This is a genomic window from Lactobacillus kefiranofaciens (assembly GCF_900103655.1).
GTDB lineage: Bacteria > Bacillota > Bacilli > Lactobacillales > Lactobacillaceae > Lactobacillus > Lactobacillus kefiranofaciens.
This window is the reverse complement of sequence record NZ_FMXC01000001.1, coordinates 135,570-153,148: the sequence shown is the minus strand read 5'-3', so window position 1 is coordinate 153,148 and position 17,579 is coordinate 135,570. Positions and strand designations below refer to the sequence as shown.

Genomic DNA, 17,579 nt, shown 5'->3' with positions numbered 1-17,579 from the left:
ACTTTTCTCGCACAAAAAATCCAAGCTATTCAATAGTTAGAATAGTTTGGATTTTCTTTCTTATGGACGATAAAAAATTTCGCTCTGATCTGCAATGCAATCTGGTTTTAACAAATGAAGCCCCTTGCTTTCTACACAGTATTTAGTTGCTTCCAGATAACGTTTAAAATGCTTAGTCTTCAGGTGTTGCTGATAAGCAACATCATTTTGATAAACTTCAATCGACAGCCATTCATTAGGTTGATTCAGAATCGTCCCCGCAATCATGGCTATAATACCTTCTTCTTTTTCTACAGCCGTTTTCATTTCACGTAACACACCGTTAGCAAATTCATCGCCTTTGCCTAACTGTACGCCAATTTCAGTGAAGTAAACAACATAATCGTTTTGGTTGCCGACCATTAACTTATCCGGCTTAGTCGAGATAAACTCTGGTTGCAACTCCACTTCTACATGATTAGTCAATAATTGCATTGCTATATCCTTAAATTTTTTAGTTGAATTAGATTCATTGTGCTTCTTATATCCAGCTCTATCTTGGAAGCAAGAAATCGCATAATTCTTGTAGCCCGCTTCATCTTCATGACCAGTCAGCAAAAACAGAGTACTTTCTTCTTGTTTAACCGAGGCTGACATATACTGTTCACTTGCTTGAGCGAATTTAATATGGTCTTCTGGATTAATTTCTAATTTAGCTAAACGTAAAATAGGTACTTTTTCTAATCTCATTTTCAAATCCTCACGAATAATTTTTACATTAATTATAATTGATTCTTTGAAAATTTAAATCAAAATATTTATTTAACATAATTTATAATATTAAAAGTAATAAAAATGCATCCCTGACGAATGCATCTTTTTACATCGTATAATTTACTTTTGCAAATTTATAATTTTTCATTTTTTTAGCTAGCTTTTTACTTCTATAATAGTTACCACCATCATATCTACTAGAATAAATTAAGATATAATGCTTCTTGCCATTAATTATCTGGAACACCACCTGATACAGGCTCCAATTTTCAAAACTAATCCATGGGTCAATCTCATAGAAAACATCGCCCTTAAGCTTCGTAGTCTTACCCGACATCCAGTTCTTAGTAACTTGATCAAATGCTTGTTGTTTCTTAACCTTTCCATTAAAGTAATCACTAACTATACTACTTTTTTGAGAATAAACTGGCTTGCCATTAAAACTATGTGCAGTAAAAATAAGCTTACGTCCATTATGCGCGTCACGGTCATATGAATACCAAACGCCACGCATTTGCTTAGGAATAGTAACTACCCCATCATTGCCATACGCAGCTTGAACCGTGCCAGCCTGACTAAGAAGTCCGCTCAGTCCAAGAACAAAGACCATAGAAGTCAATGGTAATAATTTTCTCTTCAGCATTTTAATCATCTCCAGATTATAGCGTCATTGTATTCGCTTTCACGGTTAATTTTACAATAATTTCACAACCAAAGGCAAATCTTAATATTCTTTTTGTAAAATGGCTAAAAAATTATAGATTAATGTACTTTCTTTTGGATAAAATGCCATAATTGTCTGCCATAATTGTTGCTGATGGTCCAACAAAAATAAACTTTGTAGGTCTTCACTACGGATTGATTTGACCGTATTTTCATTCAGCAAAAAGTACCCTGATCCTGATGCTACCAGCAGTGCAGCTTCTGCTACTGAATTAGCAGCAATAAAATGACTAGGAAGACGATATAAATCCTTGAACAAATGCAGTTCCACAACTTCTTCTTCTGGTTTAGCAACAATAAAGCAAGGTAAATCAGCTAATTCAGCTTTATCAATCATCTGCATGCCATTAGGAAAACTGTCCTTAGGCAAAACCGCTTTAATTCCTAAACGAGCAAGCTTAGTTTGGTGATAGTCATTTTGTTCATCACGCAAATCGCAAATCCCTAGATCTACTTCTTGATCAGCCAATTTTTCAAACACTGCGTCATAGCCTGTTGCAATTAGTTTTATTGTACAGTCAGGATATTTCCGTTCAAATTTTCTTTTGGCTTGTTTCAATTCTATTTGACCTAACTGGTTAAAATAAGCCACCTTTAATTCATTCATCTTATTCATTTAGCGGTGCGTGACCCTCGGCAGCTATTCTCTTTTTGTCTTTTTTAATCTGATATTTATTAAGCATAATCATTAAAGAGACAATTGCATTAATACCACTAATTACGATACTGATTGCTTTCAATAAGTTCAGTTTCTTTTGTCTGCTCATCTTAATGCCTACCTTTCTAGAAATAGTCATAAAACGAAACTCTGCCTTTAACAAAGTCCAGTTTCTTAATGCGATAATCAGTTATTAACCCTAATTTAACCGCTTCTTTTAGACTTAAGCGACCTAAAAGCACCTGTGTCCAAGCAGTAATCGAACCGGAAAAATCAACCAATTCATCTTCTTTTCTAGTCACGGTTACTTCTTTATTTTTACGCTTTAACTGCCAAACACCAATATTCCAGGGACAAAGATCATCAGCAATTACTTCTAAGTTAAATATCCCTTCTTGCATAGGTCGCATACAAGACAGAACTTTTTGAAAATCAATAATCCGACTCATCATATAAGGATGCAAGCGAATATCTAATTGATGCTGCTCTGGAAAAAGCTCAGCTAACAAAGAATCTTCTGGTAAAATTATTCGATATTCTTTAACTGAACCGGCGTGCGAACCCATAAACCCTAACATACTTAAAATTCCAGCTGGCGTAATCGAATAAAGTTCATCCGCTAAAAAGCGGTCGTTCTCAATTCGATAGATGAGATAACTCATCGGTCGTCCATCAGCATCAAAATAAACGGCAAAATTTCTATGAGCATAATAAGAATCAAGTCGATTCCACCACCATGCTTCACGGATTACCGTATTACGTTCATCATCAGTATGAAGTTGACGTTCATATAACTGAATGACACCATTTTGCACATTCAGATCATTCCATTTACCCCGAATAATTCTTCCCGTCTTAGGTAAACAGAAACTTTGCAAAACATTACTTGCAAAACGATACTCTTTTTGATAAATACTATTGCTAAAGCCATAATGACGATAAAAGCTCTCAGAAAACGGTGCTAGATTAGCAAATGGTACCTGCTGTTGATGCAGGTCTTGCAGTACTTCTTGCACTAAATGAGAAATGTGACCTTGTCCGCGATATTCCGGATAAGAAGCAACATAGCCAATTCCTGCCATCTTTAAATGATGTCCAAAGACCTCACTCTTAAACTTATTTACCATAATGTAGCTAGTCAGTTTTTGATCAAAATAGCCATAACCCTCGCTATGTTGATAACGACTCATGAAGTTAGCATCTTTAGTTAGATCTTTCTTTTTCAAAAAAGCATATTTAATTAATGCGGCAATTTGCTTAAGATTGTCTGAATTCTTTTCTAATTTCATACTTTTCCCTATATTAAAAATATATATATCTATTAATTCATTCATTATCATTTTATCCCAATTATAGAATTTTGATCATTTAATTTTCATTTTACGTATTTAGTATATAAATTAGAAATATATTCTTGCATCTCGCTAACTGAATGACGTCGTGAACGTGCACATTCTTTAGCCGGACGTGAACACAAAAAGCATTGCCGCGCTTTTCGTCTCAAATCTTTGCGCGAAATTGCTCTTGCTTGATCTTTAACTAACACATCTGCATCAAATAAACGCCCCAATTGAGTTTGATCTTCAAATTCAACCGTTGACAATTTAACTTTTTTAATTGGTAAAGCAAGAATATAAAAATTCTCACTGCCCGTATCTTGATCTAGCGCTGAAACCAGTTTATAAGGATATCCTAATTCTTGCCATTCATTTTCTAATTGCTTAATCCCTGTTTGAAACAATTTTTCTAAATACTGATTATTTTTAATTGGTCCAGGAATATTTAAATTAACATCTACTAACGTATCTGCTGGATATTTTTTGAAAATTGCCTGTTGCAAAGCTACTCGTTGATCCTTAGCAGCTAAAACCTGATTAATAGTTTGAGAATTACCTTCATTAAAAATATTCATCTAATCACCGTAATTAATTATAAACGATTGTACCTACACCAGTATCTAATTCATCAGCATTTTTTAGTGAAGTGATAATCGCAGAATTGCCTGTTTTTTCTACAAATTCAATTGCAGCTTCAATTTTTGGTTTCATACTGCCGGCTGCAAAATGACCTTGATCAAGATATTCTCTTAACTCATCTACTTTAACTTTGCCAATTGCTTTTTGATTATTCTGATTATAGTTCAAATAGGCATTATCTACCGTAGTCAAAATGACTAGCTGATCCGCTTCAATATCCTCAGCTAGCTTTGTGGCACTATAATCCTTATCAATCACCCCGCTTACGCCTTGCAAATGATTATCTCGCACAATTACAGGGATGCCACCACCGCCGGCTGCAATCGGTACAAAGTCTTGTTCCAGCAAATGTTTAATAATTGGAGCATTTACAATTTCCTGCGGCTCAGGTGAAGCAACGACCTGGCGATAACCGCGACCAGCATCTTGCTTATAAACATAATCAGGATGATAGATTTTTTGCTTTTGCATCTCATTAAAGTTATAAAATGGGCCAATTGGCTTGGTTGGATTCTCAAAAGCAGGATCATTAGCGTCAACAATTGTCTGCGTTATCAGCGTGACCGCTTGACTAGGAAAATGATCATGGTGCAATTGATCATCCAAAGCTTTCTGCATCCAATAGCCGATACTGCCTTGGGTCATGGCACTAATCGTATCCAGCGGCATAGCAGGATTAGACTTGCTTGAGTCTTGATATTGCTGTAGCAAGAGATTGCCTACTTGGGGACCATTGCCATGAGTAATTGCCACTTGATCGCCGTTTTCAATCATTTGCGCGATTACTTTCGTCGTCTTGCTAACAGCTTCTTGCTGGGCAGCTGCGCTATTATCTTTAGCTTGAATTGCGTTACCACCCAAAGCTACAACTATCTTTTTCATTTTATTCACTTCTTTCATCAACTGATGGAATGAACAAATTACCTAAAGTAGCAGCCATAATAGCCTTAATTGAATGCAACCTATTTTCTGCCTCCGTGAATTGCCAAGCATACTTTGAATTAAAAACTTCATCAGTAACTTCCATCTCACTTAAGCCATATTTTTCATAAATTTGTTCACCAACATTGGTACTACGATCATGAAAGGCTGGCAGACAGTGCATGAAAATCAATTGATCATCCGGCGTACCCGTTTTTCTCATTATTTCCATAGTCACCGTGTATGGCTTTAGAAGCTTAATTCGCTCACTCCAGTCATTTTCACCCATTGATACCCAAACATCAGTATAAATGATATTAGCGCCTTTAACGCCTTCTTCAATATCTGCGGTAATTAAATTTTTGGAACTTGAATCTTTAGCAAATTTATCCGCAATTGCTTGAACGTCAGGATGAGTAAATAAAGGTTGTGGAGTAACAATGTGAATATTTACGCCCAGCATGCTGCCTGCTACCAGCAAGCTGTCGGCAACATTATCACGACCATCACCTATATAGGCTAAGGTAAGTCCCTTTAAATGTCCGAACTTTTCTTTAATAGTCATAAAGTCTGCTAGCATTTGGGTTGGATGCCACTTATCTGTTAATCCATTCCAAACGGGAACGCCGGAATACTTAGCCAAATCTTCTACATCTTTTTGAGCAAAACCGCGATATTCAATTCCGTCAAACATGCTACCTAAAACCTTGGCTGTATCCTTAACGCTTTCCTTTTTTCCTAAATGAATCTCACCTGCACCCATATACTCTGGATTAGCACCTAAATCATTGCAGGCAACTACAAAAGCTGAACGCGTTCTAGTCGATGATTTTTCAAATAGTAGAGCAATATTCTTACCCTTTAAATATTCATGCGGAATATGCTCCTTTTTTAATTCCTTTAAATGTAAGGCAAAATCAATCAAGTAATTGATCTCTGTTGGAGTATAATCTTTACAATCTAAGAAACTTCTGCCTTGAAAAACGTTTTGCAAATATTTCATTTTTATACCTCTATCATAAATCTTCCCGAACAAGAGGACAGGACATGCATCTTGGGCCACCACGCCCACGCGACAATTCACTAGAACGGATTTCATGAACTAAAATGCCATGCTTTCTCAATAAATCATTAGACACATAATTACGGTCATAGGTCACTACTTCACCCGGAGCAATGGCTAAAGTGTTCGAGCCATCATTCCACTGCTCTCGCGATGCAGCGATCGAATCACCACCACCTGTTGGAATTAAGTCAATTTCCGATAAATTCAAATATTCCTTCAATGTTTTGACCAAATTATGTCTTGGCGTAATCGTGATATTGCCATTTTTCCCTAATTGTAAGACATAGATCTCAATCTCTCCTGCTTTATCTAAAATAAAGGGATGAACAGTAAACTGATCATAATTAATCATAGTAAACACTGTATCAAGATGCATCATCGCGTGATTATGCGGAATTTTAATGGCTAAAATGGTGTCATAACTAGAATGACCGAACAAGCTATGAGCTAAATCCGTAATTGCGGCAGCCGATGTTCGTTGTGAAATCCCAATAGCCAAAACATGCTTATTTAATACCAGTTCATCGCCACCTTCAAGTCGACCATGGGTATAACGATCACGCCAAACAGGAATTTGCTTATCTTTAAAATCAGGATGATTCTGCAAAACGCTCTCCATAAATAATGATTCACGTCTTCTTGCTCTAAAAGTCATCCGGTTAATGGTCATTCCATTGCCGATGGCGGCCTGCTGATCACGCATAAAATAAACATTAGGCATAGGATCAAGATAAAATGGATAACTTGGATCTTCCGCTAAATCAGCTAAAGATGGTCTAACATTTTTAATTTCAGCTTTTTTAACGCCTGCAATAATCTGGCTCACCATTTGCTTGACTGGCAAGTCTAACAAATAATCCATTAGCAGTTGATGCAGTGGATCATTATTCTTAATCCCTGATTCTTCAAGTAATCGATCTAAGAACTTTATTCGAACTTCTTTATTAATTAAAGAAGCAGCCAATAAATCTTCTAAGTACACTACATGGATTCCCCGCTTTTTTAAAGTATCGGCAAAATAATCATGTTCTTCCTGAGCAATTTTTAAATAAGGAATATCATCAATTAACATTCGATTCAAAATATCAGGAGATAAATTCTCCAATTCTTTTTCTGGTCGATGAAGCAACACTGTTTTTAATTTACCAATTTCTGAATAAACATGAATAAAATCAGCCATCTAATCACTTCTTTCTTAATGCAATCGCTTACATATATTATGTAACAATTAGCTAATAGTTACAATGTGATTATAAGAAATCATTCTCTTTGAAGAACGTATAACTGCGTCTCCGATCTTTTACATTTAGTATTTTCATCTCAATGGTTTATGTGCTATTTTAATAAGGTAGAAATTGGAGGGAAATATATGTCTAAAAAATTTCACGGCTTAAGTCAAGCTGAGGCTGACAAGCGTCTTAAAGAAGATGGCTTAAACGAAGTCCCTGAGCCAGAATATAATTTCTTTAAGGAATTTTTATCAAAACTTTGGAATCTATCTGCCTGGATCCTTGAGGCTGCCTTAATTCTCGAATGCATCTTAGGCAAATGGATTCAATCATTATTTGTTTTACTAATGCTGCTTTTCGCTGCCTTTAATGGTGCTTCCAAGAAGAAACAATCACGACGCGTGTTAAACAGCATCTCGCATAAATTAACGCCGAAAGTCGCTGTAGAGCGTGACGGCAAATGGATCAAAATCGATTCTAAGCAATTGGTTAAAGGCGACTTGGTCTCTTTACAACGTGGAGATGTCCTTGCAGCTGATGTTAAGCTAGTTGATGGTAAAATTGCTTGCGATGAAAGCTCAATTACCGGTGAATCCAAACCCGTCAAAAAAGAAATAGATAGTACTGCTTATGCAGGTACAACAGTTGTCGAAGGCGATGGTTTAGCTGTTATTACTGCCACTGGTAAAGATTCAAGAAGTGGTAAGACCATTAACTTGATCAATAATTCTGCTGCACCTGGTCATTTACAGCAACTTTTGACCAAAATTATTTACTATCTTTGTTTGCTTGACGGTGTGCTTACTTTAATTATTATCATTGCTTCATTCTTCAAGGGTGGTAATTTCAATACCTTGATCAATATGCTGCCATTTTTAGCAATGATGTTTATCGCTTCGATTCCAGTAGCCATGCCATCAACATTTGCTTTATCTAACTCATTTGAAGCAACTCGCTTAAGTAAAGAAGGCGTTCTAACAGCCGATTTAACTGGAATTCAAGATGCAGCCAATCTAAACCTGCTTTTACTTGATAAAACAGGAACAATTACCGAAAATAAAACTGCAGTGGCCAGCTGGAGCGACTTAAGCAATCTGCCTGACAAAGATGTTCTAGCTTTAATAGGGGCAGCTACTGACAAGAGAAATCCAGGAATTATCGATACTGCAATCACTGGATTTTTAACTCAAAATAGCATCCCTGTGATCGACGCCACCAAATTTACTCCATTTACATCAGATACAGGCTATTCAATGGCTGAAATAGATGGGCACAATGTCAAATTAGGTTCATTTAAACAGCTATCACTCATTGATACTAATGCCAATAATGAAATTGCGGGCATTAATTTCCGCGCCGGTCGTTCCGTTGCCGTATTAATCGATGATCGGCTAGCTGGTGTCTTTATTTTACAAGATAAGGTTAGAGATGATTCTAAAGCAGCCTTAGCAGAACTCAAAAAACGTGGCGTACGTCCAATCATGTTAACTGGTGATAATCAGCGTACAGCTGCTGCAGTAGCTAAACAGGTTGAATTAGCTGGTGAAGTCATCTCAATTCATGACTTTAATGAAAATACTGATATCGATTCATTAGCAGGAATCGCTGATGTTTTACCCGAAGATAAACTCAAAATGGTCAAGTTCTTTCAAGAAAAAGGCTACATTGTAGGAATGACTGGTGACGGTGTGAATGACTCGCCTGCATTAAAACAAGCTGAAGTTGGAATCGCCGTTTCTAACGCAGCCGATGTAGCTAAACGTTCCAGCAAGATGGTTCTACTGGATGACGGCTTAAGCTCAATCGTAAAGATTCTTGATGCTGGGCATCGCGTCTACCAACGAATGACTACTTGGTCTTTAACTAAACTAGCTAGAACTGCCGAATTGACTATGTTACTGACCTTTGGCTACTTATTTTTCAATTATATTCCAATGGCTCTCAATGCTATGGTTATTTACACGATCATGAACAACATGGTTACAATGATGATCGGCACCGACCGAACTCATATTACCTACAAACCAGAGAATTGGAATATGGCTAAGTTAGCTAAGATTGCCTTTTCTTTAGCAGCTGGCTGGACCTTGATAGGTTTTGCCTTCGTTTGGTACTTAAATACCAATAGTTGGCGTCATGGAAGCATTTCAACAATGGTTTATATTTACTTAGTCCTAAGTGCCATGCTAATCGTATTGATTACTAGAACTCGTAAATTCTTCTGGCAGGATTATCCGTCGAAGTTAGTTGGTATCGTTCAAATTGCTGACGTTATTCTAACCTTTATTTTGGCTCTTTGCGGGTTAGCAATGATGCAAATTAGTTGGCAAAATCTTTTAATTACTGTTGTTGTTGCTTTAATTGCAGCTATATTGATCGATCTAGTCTATCAACCAATCATGAAAAATAGATAACTAAATACAGAAAAATAACCTAGGAAAATCTCAATCCTAGGTTATTTATTTACACTTAATTCATCAATGTAGTCAGAACGTTCATAGCCTTAACATATTCACCAGCACCAATTTTTACAAATGGCTTCTCTTCAATCTCTTTGTGTCCCAAGTAATGAACCTTAGTACCTCTTCTCAAAAACTTACCAGGAATTTTTTCACCTTTTTCATCATAAACAAATGATGGTTTCTTAATTTTATTCATTACCTTAATAGTTGATTCAGAATATGGTAAGAAAGCTTCTTTTTTCACAAATCTATTCTTGGCAATTTTAACATAGGTATTACCATTGATTATCTTAATGGCACGAACCTTATAAACCTTGCCTTTTTTCAAATGACCAACCTTAATGCCTTTCCTGTTATAAACACCGGCACCGCGGGTTAAGTTTAACTTTTTACCCTGTCTGATTGGATTGGAAGATACAGCACTAACAACTGGAGCTGTTGTGCTAGCCAAAGTCATGCTAGCTAACATTACACCTGCTACATAGATAATCTTTTTCATAATATCTACCCCCTCGCAATGTTTATTCTGTCTTCAGCTTTATTTTAACAAAAAATACCCTATTTTTGCGATACTTTTTAATAAAATTTTCTATACAAAATCTGCTAAAATTATTTAGTAAGAAAGGAAGAGTAATTATGGTTTTAACTTGGGACGTTATTCGTCGCACTATTGAAGTTTTATGGTTAATCAACATCTTTTTTGCAGTATGGACAGTCTTTAGAAGTCGCCGCAGTGTTGTGGCTACCTGGGCGTGGATGTTGGTGTTAAGTGTCTTACCAGGAGTTGGATTTATCTTATATCTCTTCTTTGGTAGACAATTATCACATGATGAAATCTTCGCTTTGCAAGCAGAACAGAAAGAGGTTCGCGAGCATTATTTAAGACAGCAACGAAAAATGCTTAAAGACGAGGATCTTTTACCTAAAGAAGAGCATATGACAAGGGCTCGGATGCTAACGGAACTGAATTTAAACAATGACGATGCTATTATGACCTTTGATAATCAAGTAAAAGTTTTTATCAAGGGCTCGGAATTGTTCAAACGCATGATTCAGGATATTAAGAATGCTAAAGAATCTATCAGCTTAGAATTTTATACCTTTTTTGATGATCAATTAGGTAAACAAATATTAGCCGCGCTAGAAGAGGCCGCAAAAAATGGTGTCAAAGTTAGAGTAATTTATGATAGTACTGGCTCACGTGGCACTAAGCCCGCTTTCTTTGATCATCTAAGAGAATTAGGTGGACAGGCTCAGCCTTTCTTATCTACTTCTAAAAAGCATTGGTTCACTACTCCTAGAATGAATTATCACTTGCACCGCAATTAGTTATTATTGATCATAATGTCGGTTACATTGGTGGTTTTAATATTGGAGATCAATATGTTGATCGTTCTGAAAAATTTGGACACTGGCGCGATACACATCTGCGGGTTGTTGGTCAAGCTCCAATTTTAATGGAAGTGCGTTTCGCCATGGACTGGAACACCTCTACTAGAAGAACAAATTTACCTAAATTCAAACTTGATGAATTGAAAAATTTAAAGTCAATCGTAATAGCATGAATCAAAACAACAATGTCGCTATGCAAATCGTATCTTCTGGTCCAGACAATGAACATTATGGCATCCGGCGCGGCTATGAAGGAATTATCGCTAGTGCAAAAAAATATGTCTATATCCAAACGCCTTACTTAATTCCGGAAGACTCAGTGCTAGAGGCTTTAATCATTGCAGCCAATAGTGGCGTTGATGTTAGAATCATGATCCCTTGCATGCCTGATCATCCCTTTGTTTACCGCGCAACCGAATACTATGCTAAGTATTTAGTAACTCACGGTGTAAAAATTTATAAATATAATAATGGTTTTATCCATGCTAAGACTGTAGTGAGTGGTTCTAATATTTCTTCAGTTGGTTCAGCTAATCAAAACTTCCGTAGCTATACTCTTAATTTTGAAGTTAACTCATTTAATTATAATGAAGCATTAACTGTGCAACTAAAGAAGATTTTTGAAAAAGATCTAGCTGATTGTACATTATTAACCACAGACTATTTTGACAAGCAATCATCGTGGCTGAAGTTCAAACAATACTTTTCTCGCTTGCTCTCACCTATTTTCTAAAACTTTTTCCGACTGGCAAAAATTGCCAGTTCTTTTAAGCTTAATTTCTTCACTTATTTTAAATAAGCTATATAATACTTATAACTGATAAAAAGTAAGGAGGTTAAAACTTGACTAAGCAATTAAAAATAGGCATTTTGAACCTAATGCATGATAAATTAGATACGCAAAGAAGATTTGCTTCTGTCTTACCTAATACCGAATTGATATTCTTCTATCCGCGCATGCATTATCTAAATCGATTAGTACCTAATGAAGTTGCTCAAACTTCCAAACCACTCAATTTAGAACAAATTAATACCCTAGATGGTTTTATTATCACAGGTTCACCTATCGATCAAATTAAATTTCAAGATGTGACCTATATCGAGGAAATTCGATGTTTGCTTAATAAACTTAATCAATTAAAAATCCCACAGTTGTATTTCTGTTGGGGTGCAATGGTTGCTCTTAACCATTTTTATGGAATTCAAAAACAAATCTTATCCGAAAAAATCTTTGGAATTTATCCACATCTAATTATCGCACCACATCCTTTATTAGATAGACTTAGTCAAGGATTTATCGCTCCTCATGCACGCTATGCAGAAATGGATAAAAAACAAATCCTGCAAAATCCACATTTAGTAATCAATGCAGTAGACGATAATGGACATTTGTTTATGGTTTCTAATCCTGACAAGCCTGAGCAAAGTTTTATTTTTTCTCATATCGAATACGATCAAAACGGCTTAAAAGATGAGTATCAACGAGAAGTAGCTGCTCACCCAGAGCGCAATTACAAAAAGCCGGCAAACTATAATATGGCTGCTCCCTTCTTTCAATGGCGGAACACACAGCAAATATTTTTTACTAACGGGCTTAAACAAGTTAAACAAAACAAATTAGTTTTAGAATAAACAAGAGGTAAAATTATGAATACAGTATTTAATTCAGTTACAGAGTTAGTGGGCAATACGCCATTATTAAAACTAAACCAGGTAGTTCCAGAAGACGCAGCTAATGTTTATGTTAAATTAGAATTTGAAAATCCTGCTGGTTCTATCAAAGACAGAATTGCCTTAGCTATGATTGAAAAAGCTGAACGTGACGGTAATTTAAAACCAGATCAAACGATCATTGAACCAACCTCAGGCAATACTGGTATTGGCTTAGCAATGGTTGCCGCAGCTAAAGGCTATCATATCATTATCGTTATGCCAGAGACAATGAGTGTTGAACGACGTAAATTAATGAAAGGCTATGGTGCTGAACTTATCCTAACTCCTGGTAGTGACGGCATGAAAGGCTCGATCGCTAAGGCAGAAGAACTAGTTAAAGAAAAAGGCTATTACATGCCAATGCAATTTGATAATCCCGAAAATCCTAATATCCATGAATTAACTACTGGACCTGAGATTATCAGTGCAATGAATGCTATTGGGCAACCTATTGATGCTTTTGTAGCTGGAGTAGGCACTGGTGGTACTCTCTCAGGCATTGGTCGTGCGTTAAAACGTGAAGATGCTAACACCAAGGTTTACGCCTTAGAACCCGCTGAATCGCCTCTTCTAAAAGACGGTAAAACAGGCAAACATGGTATACAAGGTATTGCCGCTGGCTTTATTCCTCAGAATTTGGATAAAAACGTTTATGATGGTGTGATTGAAGTCTCAACAAATGAGGCAATGAATACTGCACGCGAAGTTGCCAAAAATGAAGGCTTCTTACCAGGCATTTCAGCTGGAGCAAATATTCACGGTGCAATCAAATTAGCTAAAGAATTGGGTAAGGGTCATAACGTGGTTACTGTTGTTCCTGACGGTGGAGATCGTTACCTTTCTACTGCTTTATTCAAAGCTTAAAAGTAAATGCAAATGGATGGACGCTAAGTTCATCCATTTTGTTTTTGACCATTGGACTAGACCTTTATTCAAATGTTCGCTATAATTGGTATAGACACATATGAAATGAGGTATTCCTAATGACAATGAGATCTTTAGGTCTGTCAATTTATCCAGACCACAGCAATTTTGAAGACAATGCCCGTTACTTAGAATTAGGACACAAATATGGCTTTAGTCGCATCTTTATGAGCATGCTAGAAGTGCAAGGAAGTCTTGCTGAGACCCAAGCAAAATATAAAAAAATTATTAAATACGGTAATCAATTAGGCTACCAAACCTTTTTAGATGTATCACCACAATTATTTGATCAGTTAAACATTAGCTATTCTGACTTAAAATTTTTTGCAGAAACTGGAGCAGCAGGAATTCGCTTGGATCAAGCTTTTGACGGTGCAACTGAAGCAATGCTGTCATTTAATCCATATGGTTTAATCATTGAACTTAATATGAGTAATGATGTTGACTACCTAAATAATATTATTTCTTACCAAGCTAATACCCCATTTATTTATGGTTGCCATAATTTTTATCCTCAACGAGGTACTGCTCTTCCCTATGACTTTTTTCTAAAATGCAGTCAGCGCTTTAAAAAATTCGGTATTCACACTGCCGCCTTTGTTTCTAGCCAAACGGGAAAAATTGGACCTTGGAATGTGGAAGATGGATTACCTACCTTGGAAGAAGATCGAGATTTGCCTATCGACGTTCAAGCAATGCATCTTTTTGCTTCTAATATGATTGATGACGTAATTATTGGTAATGCCTATGCAAGTGAAACTGAACTTAAAGCCTTAGCAAAAGTTAATCGTTACCAATTAATGCTACATGTTGACTATGTAAAAGACATTTCTGACATTGAAAAAACGATTGTAGAAGAAACGCAGCATTTTCGTCGCGGAGATATGACCCAAGCTGTTATCCGGTCAACCATTCCACGAGTAACTTATAAGGATATCACGAATACTCCTCATGATAATAATGAAGAATTTCAGCGTGGAGATATCGTAATTGGCAATGATAATTTTGGCATTTACAAAAATGAACTGCAAATCATTCTTCAACCACATAAAGAACCTAGAAAGAATAAAATTGGTTCAATTCAAGCAGATGAATTATTCTTGCTTGACTTTATCAAACCTTGGACCAAATTCAAACTAACTAGCAAATGGCAAAAAAATAACTACCCCTAGCAAGATATTCCTGTTAGGGGTAGTTTTTTCATTTCTGTTGATCTTATATCACCAGCGGTGACATAATATTTCCTTTAGTATAGCCATCTTTCATTATTAGATCAATAGCCAACTTAAAATAATTGACAACTACTTTTACCATTCATAATCAGTTGGATCTTGACGACCTAGTCCAGTTGCATGATCTAATAAAATTCTTTGTTCATAATGGGCCACATTCAACTTGGTTTCCTTCACCATATCTGGGTTGACAGATACATAGTCGATCCCACTTCTAACTAAGAATTCAGTAAATTCTGGATATTCTGATGGAGCTTGACCACAGATTGAAACTGTCTTGCCATCCTTGTGTGCAACTTTAATCAAATGGCGAATTGCACGCTTAACTGCCAAATTACGCTCATCAAATAAACTAGAAACCGTATCATTATTACGATCACAGCCAAGGATCAACATAGTTAAGTCATTTGAACCAATTGAGTATCCATCTACATATTGGTTAAATTGATCAGCCAAAATAATGTTGGATGGAATTTCAGCCATCATGTAGACTTTAAAGTCGGCATTTCTAACCAAACCTTGATCACGCATAATATCAGTAACTTTACGTGCTTCATCAACGGTTCTGCAGAATGGAATCATGACATTCAAGTTCTTCAAACCATAATCATTGCGTACCTTCTTAACTGCTTCTAATTCTAGCTTGAACGCATTAATGTACTTCGGATCATAATAACGTGAAGCTCCACGCCAACCTAATAGATCAGCTGGTTCATGTGGCTCATACTTTTCTCCACCCTTTAAGTTGCGATATTCACCTGACTTAAAGTCTGAAAATCTCAAAACAACTGGACGCGGTGCCATTGCACGAGCGACTTTGCTAATACCACTAGCTAACTCATTTACTACTCTTTCTGGATGTCCAGTTTCAATTAAATATAGTGGGTGCTGGTGAATATAAGTAGTCCATAAAAATTCTTCCCGCATCAAACCAATACCATCTGCTGGCAAGCTTGAGTATTTTTCAGCTAAATCTGGATCACCTAAATTCATCATAACTTTGGTTGCTGTTGGTGGAAAATACTCTGCAACTTGTGGTGCTGCTTGAGTAGTTGCCTTCGGCTTAGCCACTTCTTCAGTCTTGCCTTCATAAACGACACCATCTTTAGCATCAACAGTTACGATTTGACCAGTCTTCAAGGCTTTGGTTGCTGCCGTGCCACGGCTTGTAGTACCAACCAAACAAGGAATTTGCATTTCACGAGATACAATAGCAGCGTGGCAAGTCATGCCACCATTATTAGTAATGATTGCGCTGGCTTTCTTCATTGCAGGCACCCAGTCTGGTGAAGTCATCAGAGTTACTAAGATTTCGCCCTTCTTGAATTCGCTAATATCCTTTGGATCGTCAATTACGTGAACCTTGCCTGCAGCAAGACCCGGGCTAGCTGGCAAACCTTTTAATAAAACTTTGTGGTCTTTAGTAATAGCAACTTCATTTGTTGATGAGCTTTCATCTTTTTCATTCTTCTTACGCTGTGACCAAACAGTCTCAGGACGGGCTTGGACTAACCATAACTTATCATTTTGATCTAGTGACCACTCCATGTCCATATAACAGCCATAGTGCTTTTCGATTTGCTCTGCATAGCCTGCAAGCTCAATTATTTGCTCATCAGTTAAAGCTGGCTTCTTAGCAATATCTTCTGGTACATCTCTTTGTTCGACACCACCACCTGGCAGGCGAATTAACTCAATATTTTTATTGTTAATTGTCTTGCTTGAGATGGTCATCGTCTTTTTATCAACAACGTAGTTATCTGGCGTTACAGTACCTTGAACAATATATTCACCTAAGCCCCATGAACCTTCGATCATTACCTTAGTGTCATCACCAGTAGCTACATTAACTGTGAACATTACACCAGCAGCTTTTGAAAAGGCCATCATTTGAATAGCCGCAGATAAGGCAACCTTTTCTTCAGGGAAGTGTTGCTTAATTCTATAATAAGTTGCACGATCAGTATACAGTGAAGCATAACAATCTTGCACTTTACGGATAACATTGTCCCGACCATGAACGTTTAAGTAAGTATCTTGTTCACCGGCAAAACTTGCATTTGGCAAATCTTCTGCAGTCGCACTAGAACGAACAGCTACGTAAGGTTCATTTTGCCCCATTCTCTTAGCTAATTGATCATATGAATCACCAATAATCGTTGCCAAAATTTCTGGCATTTTAGCACTCTTAATTACTTTTCTGATTGTTGATGCTACACGATGTAATTCATCTGAATCTTCTGGATCTTTCAAAGTAGCCAAAAGCTGATCAACCTTTTCACGACAGCCCGTAGTTTTCATAAAGTAGCGGTAAGCGGTTGAGGTTGTCGCATAACCATAAGGTACTGGAACATCCGTACCAGAAGTTAATTCACCTAACGAAGATGACTTGCCACCTACTAAGTTAACGTCTTCACGACGTAATTGATCAAACCACAGAACAAATGCTTTCTTCCGATCTTCATCGGTTAACTGACCAACATCATCATTAACAACAATATTCGGAATATTAGTTTCCTTCATAGAATTC

15 protein-coding genes and 1 pseudogene are annotated in these 17,579 nt (G+C 36.7%); 5 read left to right on the top strand and 11 right to left on the bottom strand.

The window, feature by feature from the left end; translation table 11 throughout:
* Positions 1 to 60: 60 nt before the first annotated feature.
* From BLP58_RS00765 to arcA, 9 genes are all read right to left on the bottom strand, one after another.
* The gene (locus BLP58_RS00765; protein WP_013853960.1) at positions 61 to 729 is read right to left on the bottom strand and encodes a putative quinol monooxygenase; all 669 of its coding nucleotides are present in this window, start codon (positions 727 to 729) and stop codon (positions 61 to 63) included.
* 130 nt (positions 730 to 859) lie between these two features.
* Positions 860 to 1,405: a hypothetical protein gene (locus BLP58_RS00760; protein WP_025084064.1), complete on the bottom strand. Its 546-nt coding sequence runs from the start codon at positions 1,403 to 1,405 to the stop codon at positions 860 to 862.
* A 72-nt stretch (positions 1,406 to 1,477) separates the two neighbouring features.
* Positions 1,478 to 2,083, bottom strand: coding sequence for a LysR family transcriptional regulator substrate-binding protein (locus BLP58_RS00755; RefSeq protein WP_034536134.1), 606 nt, complete (start codon positions 2,081 to 2,083; stop codon positions 1,478 to 1,480).
* Position 2,084: 1 nt separating this feature from the next.
* A complete protein-coding gene (locus BLP58_RS00750; RefSeq protein WP_013853957.1) occupies positions 2,085 to 2,273 on the bottom strand; it encodes a hypothetical protein in 189 nt (62 codons plus the stop codon).
* A complete protein-coding gene (locus tag BLP58_RS00745) occupies positions 2,260 to 3,423 on the bottom strand; it encodes a GNAT family N-acetyltransferase (RefSeq protein ID WP_013853956.1) in 1,164 nt (387 codons plus the stop codon). Before BLP58_RS00745 ends, BLP58_RS00750 begins: the two co-directional genes overlap by 14 nt.
* Before the next feature lie 86 nt (positions 3,424 to 3,509).
* On the bottom strand, positions 3,510 to 4,046 hold the full coding sequence (citX, locus tag BLP58_RS00740) for a citrate lyase holo-[acyl-carrier protein] synthase (protein ID WP_013853955.1): 537 nt from the start codon (positions 4,044 to 4,046) through the stop codon (positions 3,510 to 3,512).
* Positions 4,047 to 4,059: 13 nt separating this feature from the next.
* The gene (arcC, locus tag BLP58_RS00735) at positions 4,060 to 4,992 is read right to left on the bottom strand and encodes a carbamate kinase (RefSeq protein WP_013853954.1); all 933 of its coding nucleotides are present in this window, start codon (positions 4,990 to 4,992) and stop codon (positions 4,060 to 4,062) included.
* Position 4,993: 1 nt separating this feature from the next.
* On the bottom strand, positions 4,994 to 6,034 hold the full coding sequence (argF, locus tag BLP58_RS00730) for an ornithine carbamoyltransferase (protein WP_013853953.1): 1,041 nt from the start codon (positions 6,032 to 6,034) through the stop codon (positions 4,994 to 4,996).
* Between the two features lie 13 nt (positions 6,035 to 6,047).
* Positions 6,048 to 7,277, bottom strand: coding sequence for an arginine deiminase (gene arcA, locus BLP58_RS00725; RefSeq protein WP_013853952.1), 1,230 nt, complete (start codon positions 7,275 to 7,277; stop codon positions 6,048 to 6,050).
* Positions 7,278 to 7,466: 189 nt separating this feature from the next.
* On the opposite strand from arcA, the gene BLP58_RS00720 reads away from it, so the two are divergent.
* Positions 7,467 to 9,740, top strand: a complete 2,274-nt coding sequence (locus tag BLP58_RS00720; protein ID WP_013853951.1) for an HAD-IC family P-type ATPase — start codon at positions 7,467 to 7,469, stop codon at positions 9,738 to 9,740.
* A 55-nt stretch (positions 9,741 to 9,795) separates the two neighbouring features.
* Here BLP58_RS00720 and BLP58_RS00715 read toward each other — a convergent pair whose 3' ends face one another.
* Entirely contained in the window at positions 9,796 to 10,287 is a 492-nt protein-coding gene (locus tag BLP58_RS00715) for an SLAP domain-containing protein (RefSeq protein WP_013853950.1), read from the bottom strand.
* A 137-nt stretch (positions 10,288 to 10,424) separates the two neighbouring features.
* Between BLP58_RS00715 and cls the strand changes: the two are divergent.
* From cls to BLP58_RS00695, 4 genes and pseudogenes are all read left to right on the top strand, one after another.
* Positions 10,425 to 11,913: pseudogene (gene cls, locus BLP58_RS00710) on the top strand (cardiolipin synthase).
* A gap of 110 nt (positions 11,914 to 12,023) precedes the next feature.
* Complete coding sequence (locus tag BLP58_RS00705; RefSeq protein WP_013853949.1) at positions 12,024 to 12,812, top strand: homoserine O-acetyltransferase/O-succinyltransferase family protein; 789 nt, start codon at positions 12,024 to 12,026, stop codon at positions 12,810 to 12,812.
* A gap of 15 nt (positions 12,813 to 12,827) precedes the next feature.
* Entirely contained in the window at positions 12,828 to 13,757 is a 930-nt protein-coding gene (cysK, locus tag BLP58_RS00700) for a cysteine synthase A (RefSeq protein WP_013853948.1), read from the top strand.
* A 119-nt stretch (positions 13,758 to 13,876) separates the two neighbouring features.
* Positions 13,877 to 14,989, top strand: a complete 1,113-nt coding sequence (locus tag BLP58_RS00695; protein WP_013853947.1) for a DUF871 domain-containing protein — start codon at positions 13,877 to 13,879, stop codon at positions 14,987 to 14,989.
* A 135-nt stretch (positions 14,990 to 15,124) separates the two neighbouring features.
* Here BLP58_RS00695 and ppsA read toward each other — a convergent pair whose 3' ends face one another.
* A complete protein-coding gene (ppsA, locus tag BLP58_RS00690; protein WP_013853946.1) occupies positions 15,125 to 17,572 on the bottom strand; it encodes a phosphoenolpyruvate synthase in 2,448 nt (815 codons plus the stop codon).
* Positions 17,573 to 17,579: the final 7 nt, after the last annotated feature.

What these genes read in the sequence shown, in the direction of transcription:
- BLP58_RS00765 (WP_013853960.1), bottom strand. Translation starts at nt 729, where the DNA reads ATGAGATTAGAAAAAGTACCTATTTTACGTTTAGCTAAATTAGAAATT.
- BLP58_RS00760 (WP_025084064.1), bottom strand. Translation starts at nt 1,405, where the DNA reads ATGATTAAAATGCTGAAGAGAAAATTATTACCATTGACTTCTATGGTC.
- BLP58_RS00755 (WP_034536134.1), bottom strand. Translation starts at nt 2,083, where the DNA reads ATGAATGAATTAAAGGTGGCTTATTTTAACCAGTTAGGTCAAATAGAA.
- BLP58_RS00750 (WP_013853957.1), bottom strand. Translation starts at nt 2,273, where the DNA reads ATGACTATTTCTAGAAAGGTAGGCATTAAGATGAGCAGACAAAAGAAA.
- BLP58_RS00745 (WP_013853956.1), bottom strand. Translation starts at nt 3,423, where the DNA reads ATGAAATTAGAAAAGAATTCAGACAATCTTAAGCAAATTGCCGCATTA.
- citX (WP_013853955.1), bottom strand. Translation starts at nt 4,046, where the DNA reads ATGAATATTTTTAATGAAGGTAATTCTCAAACTATTAATCAGGTTTTA.
- arcC (WP_013853954.1), bottom strand. Translation starts at nt 4,992, where the DNA reads ATGAAAAAGATAGTTGTAGCTTTGGGTGGTAACGCAATTCAAGCTAAA.
- argF (WP_013853953.1), bottom strand. Translation starts at nt 6,034, where the DNA reads ATGAAATATTTGCAAAACGTTTTTCAAGGCAGAAGTTTCTTAGATTGT.
- arcA (WP_013853952.1), bottom strand. Translation starts at nt 7,277, where the DNA reads ATGGCTGATTTTATTCATGTTTATTCAGAAATTGGTAAATTAAAAACA.
- BLP58_RS00720 (WP_013853951.1), top strand. Translation starts at nt 7,467, where the DNA reads ATGTCTAAAAAATTTCACGGCTTAAGTCAAGCTGAGGCTGACAAGCGT.
- BLP58_RS00715 (WP_013853950.1), bottom strand. Translation starts at nt 10,287, where the DNA reads ATGAAAAAGATTATCTATGTAGCAGGTGTAATGTTAGCTAGCATGACT.
- cysK (WP_013853948.1), top strand. Translation starts at nt 12,828, where the DNA reads ATGAATACAGTATTTAATTCAGTTACAGAGTTAGTGGGCAATACGCCA.
- BLP58_RS00695 (WP_013853947.1), top strand. Translation starts at nt 13,877, where the DNA reads ATGACAATGAGATCTTTAGGTCTGTCAATTTATCCAGACCACAGCAAT.
- ppsA (WP_013853946.1), bottom strand. Translation starts at nt 17,572, where the DNA reads ATGAAGGAAACTAATATTCCGAATATTGTTGTTAATGATGATGTTGGT.